Annotated in this window: 4 protein-coding genes; all 4 read right to left on the bottom strand. The window is 69.1% G+C overall.

Features of this window, described 5'->3' with window-relative positions; genetic code table 11:
• Window positions 1-39: 39 nt before the first annotated feature.
• Window positions 40-399 carry a hypothetical protein gene (locus G6021_RS14570; protein ID WP_347238311.1) on the bottom strand — a complete coding sequence of 120 codons (360 nt, stop codon included), beginning with the start codon at window positions 397-399 and terminating at the stop codon, window positions 40-42.
• A 137-nt stretch (window positions 400-536) separates the two neighbouring features.
• Window positions 537-2,009, bottom strand: coding sequence for a glutamate synthase subunit beta (locus G6021_RS14565; protein WP_182641591.1), 1,473 nt, complete (start codon window positions 2,007-2,009; stop codon window positions 537-539).
• Window positions 2,002-6,603: a glutamate synthase large subunit gene (gene gltB / locus G6021_RS14560; protein WP_182641590.1), complete on the bottom strand. Its 4,602-nt coding sequence runs from the start codon at window positions 6,601-6,603 to the stop codon at window positions 2,002-2,004. Before gltB ends, G6021_RS14565 begins: the two co-directional genes overlap by 8 nt.
• 262 nt (window positions 6,604-6,865) lie before the next feature.
• On the bottom strand, window positions 6,866-8,032 hold the full coding sequence (locus G6021_RS14555; RefSeq protein WP_182641589.1) for a hypothetical protein: 1,167 nt from the start codon (window positions 8,030-8,032) through the stop codon (window positions 6,866-6,868).
• Between the last annotated feature and the right edge of the window lie 189 nt (window positions 8,033-8,221).

Genomic DNA, 8,221 nt, shown 5'->3' with positions numbered 1-8,221 from the left:
ATATGGCGGCTCATACCGCCGAGCCTATCGGCCCCGTCGTCAGGGGGCGGGACCAGAGGGTGGGGCCTGCTCCTCCGGTGGCACCGCACGACCACGCCTCGTGACCAGTGCCAGACCCATCCCGCCGGCGATGAGGACCGCGGCGGCCAGGCCCAGCGCGACGGTCTGCACCCCGGAGATGCCCAGGGAGGACGAGTCCGGGCCGTCCCCGGCGTCCGGCGAGTCCCCCTCCACCGGGAGCGGGGGGAGTTCGCTGAGCACCGGGAGATCGGTCACCTCGACCCTCGCCCCGGAGCCGGTCCCCTGTGCGGAGGCCGCGGGCCCACCGATCATCGCGACCGACAGCCACAGCGCGACCACGAGCGCCACGACCAGGCCGACGAACACGGCACCGGACACGGCGGCAGGGCGACGGCGGACCATGTATGCCTTCCGTGACGGCGGCCGGGGTGGCCTGGATCGAATTGCCTCACATCTTAGGTTCTATTAAGGCGAAACGATACCCCGCCGTGCTCCCCCGGGCGCGCGTCCCCCGGTCAGCGCTGTGCGACGTCCGTGGGTCGAACGGGCGACGGGAGGGCCGTCTCCCCCATGAGGAAGCGGTCGACCGAGGCCGCGGCGGCGCGCCCCTCGGCGATCGCCCACACGATCAGGGACTGGCCACGTCCCATGTCCCCGGCGACGAACACACCGTCGACGTTGGTGGCGTACGTGTCGTCCCTGTCGACGTTGCCCCGGTCGCTGAAGTCCACGCCCAGGTCGGAGCACAATCCGGTCTTCTGCGCGCCCGTGAACCCCATGGCCAGCAGGACCAGGTCCGCCGGGTACTCGAAGTCGGTGCCGGGCACCGGCTCGAAGCGCCCGTCGACCATCTTGACCTCGGAACCCTTGAGCGCTGTCACATGGCCGCCCTTGCCGAGGAACTCGGCGGTGGAGACGCTGTAGACCCGCTCGCCGTTCTCCTCGTGCGCAGACGCCGTGCGGAACATCAGCGGGTACACGGGCCACGGGGTCGAGGCGGCACGGGTGGCGGGCGGCCTGGGCATGATCTCGAAGCTCTTGACCGACTTCGCACCCTGGCGGGTGGCCGTTCCCAGGCAGTCGGCGCCGGTGTCGCCGCCGCCGATGATGATCACGTGCTTAGCCCGCGCGTGGATCTCCGGCAGGCCGTCGGAGTCCACCACCGGGTCACCGACCGCGGCCTTGTTGGCCAGCGGCAGGTAGTCCATCGCCTGGTGGATCCCGTCGAGCTCGCGGCCCGGGACCGGGAGATCCCGTCGCATGGTGGCGCCGCCACAGAGGACGACCGCGTCGAACTCGCCGCGCAGCTGCGAGGCGGTGATGTCCTTGCCCACGTTGACGCCGGCGCGGAACACCGTGCCCTCCGCCTCCATCTGGGCGAGGCGCCGGTCGATGATCTCCTTCTCCATCTTGAACTCGGGGATCCCGTAGCGCATCAGACCACCGATACGGTCATCGCGCTCGAAGACCGTCACCGAGTGCCCGGCGCGGGTGAGCTGCTGCGCGGCCGCCAACCCCGCCGGGCCGGAACCCACGACCGCCACCGACTGGCCGGTGCGGAACGAGGGGATCACCGGATCCATGGGACCGTCCTCCCATGCCTTCTCGGCGATCTCCACCTCGATCTGCTTGATCGTCACCGCCGGCTGGTTGATGCCCAGGACGCAGGAGCCCTCACACGGGGCCGGGCAGAGCCGCCCCGTGAACTCGGGGAAGTTGTTGGTGGCGTGCAGACGATCCACCGCCGCGTCCCACCGCGCGCGGTGCACGAGGTCGTTCCACTCCGGGATGATGTTGCCGAGCGGGCAACCCTGGTGACAGAACGGGATGCCGCAGCCCATGCAGCGACTGGCCTGGGTCTTCAGGTCGTCCTCCGGGAGGGTGGTCGACTCGTAGACCTCCTTCCAGTCCATGATCCGCAGATCCACCGGACGACGCTCGGGGAGCTCCCGTTCGGTGTGCTTGAGAAAGCCCTTCGGGTCAGCCATTTGCGGCCTCCATGATCGCCTCGTCCACGTTGCGTCCGTCCTTCTCCGCCTGCTCGATGGCGAGCAGCACGCGCTTGTAGTCGCGCGGCATGATCTTGACGAAGTGATTCACGTTCTGCGCCCAACCGGACAGGATCTCCCGCGCCCGGGTCGAATCGGTCTCGGCGGCGTGCCGCTCGACGATCCGGTGCAGGAACTCGACGTCCTCCGTCAGCAGTTCCTCGATCTCGACGAGCTCGTCGTTGAGGTTCACGGGCAGCTGCCCGTCCGGGTCGTAGAAGTACGCGACACCGCCCGACATGCCGGCGGCCACGTTGCGCCCGGTCGACCCGAGCACCACGACCTGACCACCCGTCATGTACTCGCACGCGTGGTCACCCACGCCCTCGACCACAGCGGTGACGCCGGAGTTGCGGACGCAGAAGCGCTCGCCCACCATTCCCCGCAGGTAGATCTCACCGCTGGTCGCGCCGTAACAGATCACGTTGCCGGCGATGATGTTGTCCTCCGCCACGAAGTCCGGGGCCGCGTCCAGGGCGGGCCGGACCACGATCCGACCACCCGACAGTCCCTTGCCCACGTAGTCGTTGGCGTCACCGAAGACACGCTGGGTCACGCCGGCGGCGAGGAACGCCCCGAACGAGTTGCCCGCCGAACCGGTGAAGGTGAGGTCGATGGACCCGTCCGGCAGGCCTGCGGCCCCGTACGCCTTGGAGATCTCGTGGCTGAGCATGGTGCCGACCGAGCGGTTGACGTTGCAGATCGGGTACCGACCGGTGGCCGGGCCGGACGACGGGTCGACGAGCACCGAACGGAAGTCCTCGATGAGCGTGCGGTCGAGCACTCCCTCCAGCTTGTGGTCCTGCTGCTTGGTGCAGCGCAGGTCCTGGTGCATGAAGGGCGAGTCCGCCTGGGCGAAGACCGGCTCGAGGTCCAGCTTGGCCGCCCGCTTGTTGTGGGCGAACGCACGGGACTTGTCGAGGCACTCGGAGTGTCCGATCGCCTCGTCGAGGGACCGGAAGCCCAGCTCGGCGAGGTACTCGCGGACCTCCTCCGCGACGAACTCCATGAAGTTCACCACGTACTCGGCCTTGCCGTTGAACCGCTCGCGCAGCACCGGGTTCTGGGTGGCCACACCCACCGGGCAGGTGTCGAGGTGGCAGACGCGCATCATGACGCAGCCGGCCACGACGAGCGGCGCGGTGGCGAACCCGAACTCCTCGCCACCGAGCAGCGCCGCCACGATCACGTCGCGCCCCGTCTTGAGCTGCCCGTCGACCTGGACGACGATGCGGTCGCGGAGCCCGTTGACCAGCAGCGTCTGCTGGGTCTCGGCTAGGCCCAGCTCCCACGGTCCACCGGCGTGCTTGAGCGAGGTCAGCGGCGAGGCACCCGTGCCACCGTCGTGGCCCGAGATCAGCACCACGTCGGCGTGTGTCTTGGACACGCCCGTCGCGACGGTTCCCACGCCCTGCTCGGCGACGAGCTTGACGTGGATCCGAGCCTCGGGGTTGGCGTTCTTCAAGTCATAGATGAGCTGCGCCAGGTCCTCGATCGAGTAGATGTCGTGGTGCGGCGGGGGCGAGATCAACCCGACGCCCGGCGTGGAACCACGGACCTCGGCCACCCAGGGGTACACCTTGCCCGGCGGCAGCTGGCCGCCCTCGCCCGGCTTGGCGCCCTGGGCCATCTTGATCTGGATGTCGGTGCAGTTGGCCAGGTAGTTGCTGGTCACACCGAACCGGCCGGAGGCGACCTGCTTGATGGCCGACCGGCGCCAGTCCCCGTTGGGGTCGGGGCTGAACCTGGCGATCGACTCGCCGCCCTCACCCGAGTTGGACCGGGCGTGCAGGCGGTTCATCGCGATCGCGAGGGTCTCGTGCGCCTCCGCGGAGATGGAGCCGTAGCTCATCGCCCCGGTGGAGAACCGCTTGACGATCTCCGACACCGGCTCGACCTCGTCGATCGACACCGGCGGGCGGGTGCTCTTGAGCTCGAACAGACCGCGCAGCGTGGCGAGACGCTCCGACTGGTCGTCGACGAGCCGCGAGTACTCCTTGAAGATCTCGTATCGGCCGGACCGCGTGGAGTGCTGGAGCTTGAACACCGTGTCCGGGTTGAACAGGTGGTACTCGCCCTCGCGCCGCCACTGGTACTCGCCACCGATCTCGAGCTCGCGGTGGGCGGCCTCCTCGGGACGCGGCAGGAAGGCGAAGCGGTGCCGACGGGCCACGTCCTCGGCGATCTCGTCGAGGCCGATCCCGTCGATCGGGCTGACCGAGCCGGTGAAGTACTCGTCGCACAGTTCCTGCGACAGCCCGGTGATGTCGAACAGCTGGGCGCCGGTGTAGGAGGCGAGCGTGGAGATGCCCATCTTGGACATCACCTTGAGCACGCCCTTGGCGGCCGCCTTGCGGTAGTTGGCGCAGGCCTCGACCGTGTCGATCCCGGCGAGGTCGCCCGTCTTGACGAGCTCGTCGATCGACTCGAAGGCCATGTAGGGGTTGATGGCGTTGGCTCCGTAGCCGAACAGCACAGCCATGTGGTGCACCTCGCGGGCGTCGCCCGACTCCACCACGAGGCTGACCCGGGTGCGGGTCTTCTCGCGGACGAGGTGGTGATGCACGGCGGAGGTCAACAGCAGCGACGGGATGGGCGCGTTGCGCTCGTCGGACTCACGGTCCGAGAGCACGAGGACGGCGGCACCGTCCTCGATCGCGTCCGAGACCTCGCGCCGGATGCGGTCCAGCGCGATGCGCAGGCCCCGCCCGCCGTGGGCGACGTTGTACAGACCGCGGACGGGCACCGCGCGAAGCGCCGGGCGGGACTCCCCCGCCGCCCGCAGCGTGGCGAGCTCGGAGTTGCCCAGGATCGGGTTGTCGAGCTTGATCTGCCGACAGGAGTCCGGGCCGGGGTTGATGAGGTCACCCTCGGGACCGAGCGTCACCCCGTAGCTCGTGACGAGCTCCTCGCGGATGGCGTCGAGCGGCGGGTTGGTGACCTGCGCGAACCGCTGGGCGAAGTAGTCGAACAGCATCCGGGCCCGCTGGGACAGCACGGGAAGCGGGGTGTCGGTACCCATCGACCCGGTCGCCTCTGCGCCGACACCGGCCATCGGGGAGACGAGGATGCGGAGCTCCTCCTCGGTGTAGCCGAAGACCCGCTGCCGCAGCACCACGCGCTCGTGGCTCATGATCTCCTGGCTGACCTGGGGGAGGTCGCCGAGTCGGACCATGCCCTCATCGAGCCACTGCTGGTAGGGGTGCTCGGCGGCGAGCTGCTCCTTGATCTCCTGGTCGTCGATGATCCGCCCCGCGGCGGTGTCGACCAGGAACATGCGGCCGGGCCGCAGGCGGGTCTTGGTGACCACCTTGTCCTGCGGGATGTCCAGGACGCCGACCTCGGAGGCCATGACGACGAGACCGTCGTCGGTGACCCAGATCCGCGAGGGGCGCAGGCCGTTGCGGTCGAGAACCGCTCCGATCACGGTGCCGTCGGTGAAGGTGATCGACGCCGGACCGTCCCAGGCCTCCATGAGCGAGGCGTGGTACTCGTAGAACGCCCGCTTGGCGGGGTCCATGGTCTCGTGACGCTCCCAGGCCTCGGGCACCATCATGAGCACGGCGTGCGGAAGAGTGCGGCCGGCGAGGGTCAGCAGCTCGAGCGCCTCGTCGAACCGCGCGGTGTCCGATCCACCGGGGGTGCAGATGGGCAGGGCCGCCGACAGGTCCTCGATGTGCTCGCTCGACATGAGCGACTCACGGGCCCGCATCCAGTTCTCGTTGCCGCGGGCGGTGTTGATCTCCCCGTTGTGCGCGACGTAGCGGAACGGATGCGCGAGCGGCCAGGCCGGGAAGGTGTTGGTGGAGAAGCGGGAGTGGACGATGCCCAGGGCGGACTCCACGCGCTCGTCCTGCAGGTCGAGGTAGAACTCGGGGAGCTGCTTCTCCGTGAGCATGCCCTTGTAGACGAAGGTCCGGGGGCTCAGTGACGGGAAGTACACGGTCTCCGAGCCCAGGTCGCCCTTGCCGGGCCCCTTGGATCCGAGCTCGTGCTCGCACCGCTTGCGGACCACGAAGCACTTGCGCTCGAGTGCGAGCTCGGTGAGCAGGGCGCCGTCGGCACCCGCGGCCTTGACGAAGATCTGGTGGATGGTCGGCTGGGCGTCGCGGGAGATCGCGCCGACCGTCGAGTCGTCGACCGGGACCTCACGCCATCCGATGACAGTGACGCCCTGCTCGGCGGCGATCCTCTCCACCAGGCGCTTGGCGTCCATCGCCAGCATCCGTGACTGGGGGAGAAAGCAGAGGCCGGTCGCGTACGCACCGGCCTCGGGCAGTTCCAGGTCCTGCTCCTCGCGCATCACCTCGCGGAAGAACCGGTCCGGTACCTGGATCATCAGACCCGTGCCGTCACCGGTGTTCGCCTCGGCGCCGACAGCGCCCCGGTGCTCGAGGTTGACGAGCGCGGCGATCGCCTTCTCGACGATGTCCCGGGACTGACGTCCGTACATGTCCACGACGAACGCGACACCACAGGAATCGTGTTCATATTCAGGGCGGTACAGGCCTCTGGGGCCGGGAGTCGTCATCATCTGCTCGCCTTCGTTTGTCGACGGGCGGACTCCGTGGTGGCTGGAGCACCCGCACTCAGATCACCGTGGTGCTCTGGCCCGCAAATAATATGGGGAAAAGGGGGTAGCCGCACAATTGGGTTTCGTCAATCGACGCGGACTGACGTGGGATACGGATTCCACCCTGTGAGATTTCTCTCAGGTCACGGGCACTCTCGCTCCCGAAATGGCAACTGCCCCGCTCCGAGTGGACCACTCGGAGCGGGGCAGTTGGGGTGTCAGATCACCGGATGAACGGCAACGGGGGCAGGGTGACGCCGTCCGGCAGCGCCACCTCGTAGTCGCCGAGCGAACCCGTGGTGACGATGGCCGCGTTGGCGGTGACCGCGACCCCACCCTGGGCGCCCGGTTCACCACCGCGACCGTTGGGGGTGACCGGCCCCGGAGCCGGCGGCGCCTCGGGAACCGCGACCGGCGCGGGGGGCGCGACGGGCATCCCGGGCAGGGGCGGCAGGGCCAGTCCGAGATCCATGACGGACTGCCCGATCATCGGTGCGGCGGCGATCGAGCCGCCGATGAGGACCACCGGGAGCAGGATCGGAACCGAACCGGCCACCGACGCGGCCGTCGAACCCAACGGGGCGAGTGACGCGGTCAGGGACCCGATCGGGGCGAGAGACCCCTCCACCGAACCCGGCTCCAGGGACCCCATCGGGAGCGAGCCCTCCAACGAACCGTCGTCGAGCGACCCGGGCTCCAGCGAGCCCTCGAGGGAGCCGTCCAACGACCCGGCCTCGGATCCCGCCGACAGCGGAGCGAGCGACCCGGCGACCGACGCGATGGGAAGGGCCAGCGACCCCTCGAGGGAGCCCTCATCCGACCCGGACTCCGACCCCGCGGACAGCGGCTCCAGCGACCCGGGTTCGAGCGAGCCTTCGCCCGCCTCGGACCCCGCCGAGCCGACCTCCAACAGCAAGGTCAGCGCGGCGAGCGAGCCGCCCTCCCCGGAACCCGCGGACAGCGGCTCCAGCGACCCGGGATCAAGGGACCCGGGCTCGAGCGACCCCTCCAGAGAGCCGTCCAGCGAACCGGGTTCGAGCGACCCCTCAAGCGAACCGTCGTCGGAGCCGGCCTCTGAGCCCGCCGACAACGGCGCGAGCGACCCGGGATTGAGCGAACCGGGATCGAGTGAGCCGGGCTCAAGCGACCCGGGCTCGAGGGAACCCTCCACCGAGCCCTGACCCAGGGAGCCGGGATCGAGGGAACCAGGCTCGAGGGACCCGCCCTCCCCGGATCCCGCCGATCCGAGCAGTAGCTCGAGGTTCAGCCCGAGTCCGGCCTCGAGCGACCCGTCCTGGGCGTTGGCGACCGCCGGGGCACCGGCCGCGGTGAGTAGAGCCGCGCCGGCAACGGCCGCCGCACGGATGTGTAGTGCTCGTTTCGATGTCATCTTCGGTCCTCAATCTGGTCGGTGTCTCCACACGGGATCGCTAGCACCGATCCCCCTGCCTGATATGCACATCGTGAAATCTCAGGATGGTGTTACTTCCGTCACAGTTCCACCGGTGCGGCGGAAATCTCCTCTCGTCGTCGTCGGGTGTTCCCCCCGACCACCTAGGAGACTGCTGAACAAGCTGTG

Source organism: Dietzia sp. CW19, assembly GCF_014145265.1.
Lineage (GTDB): Bacteria > Actinomycetota > Actinomycetes > Mycobacteriales > Mycobacteriaceae > Dietzia > Dietzia natronolimnaea.
This window is presented reverse-complemented; position numbering and strand designations above follow the sequence as displayed.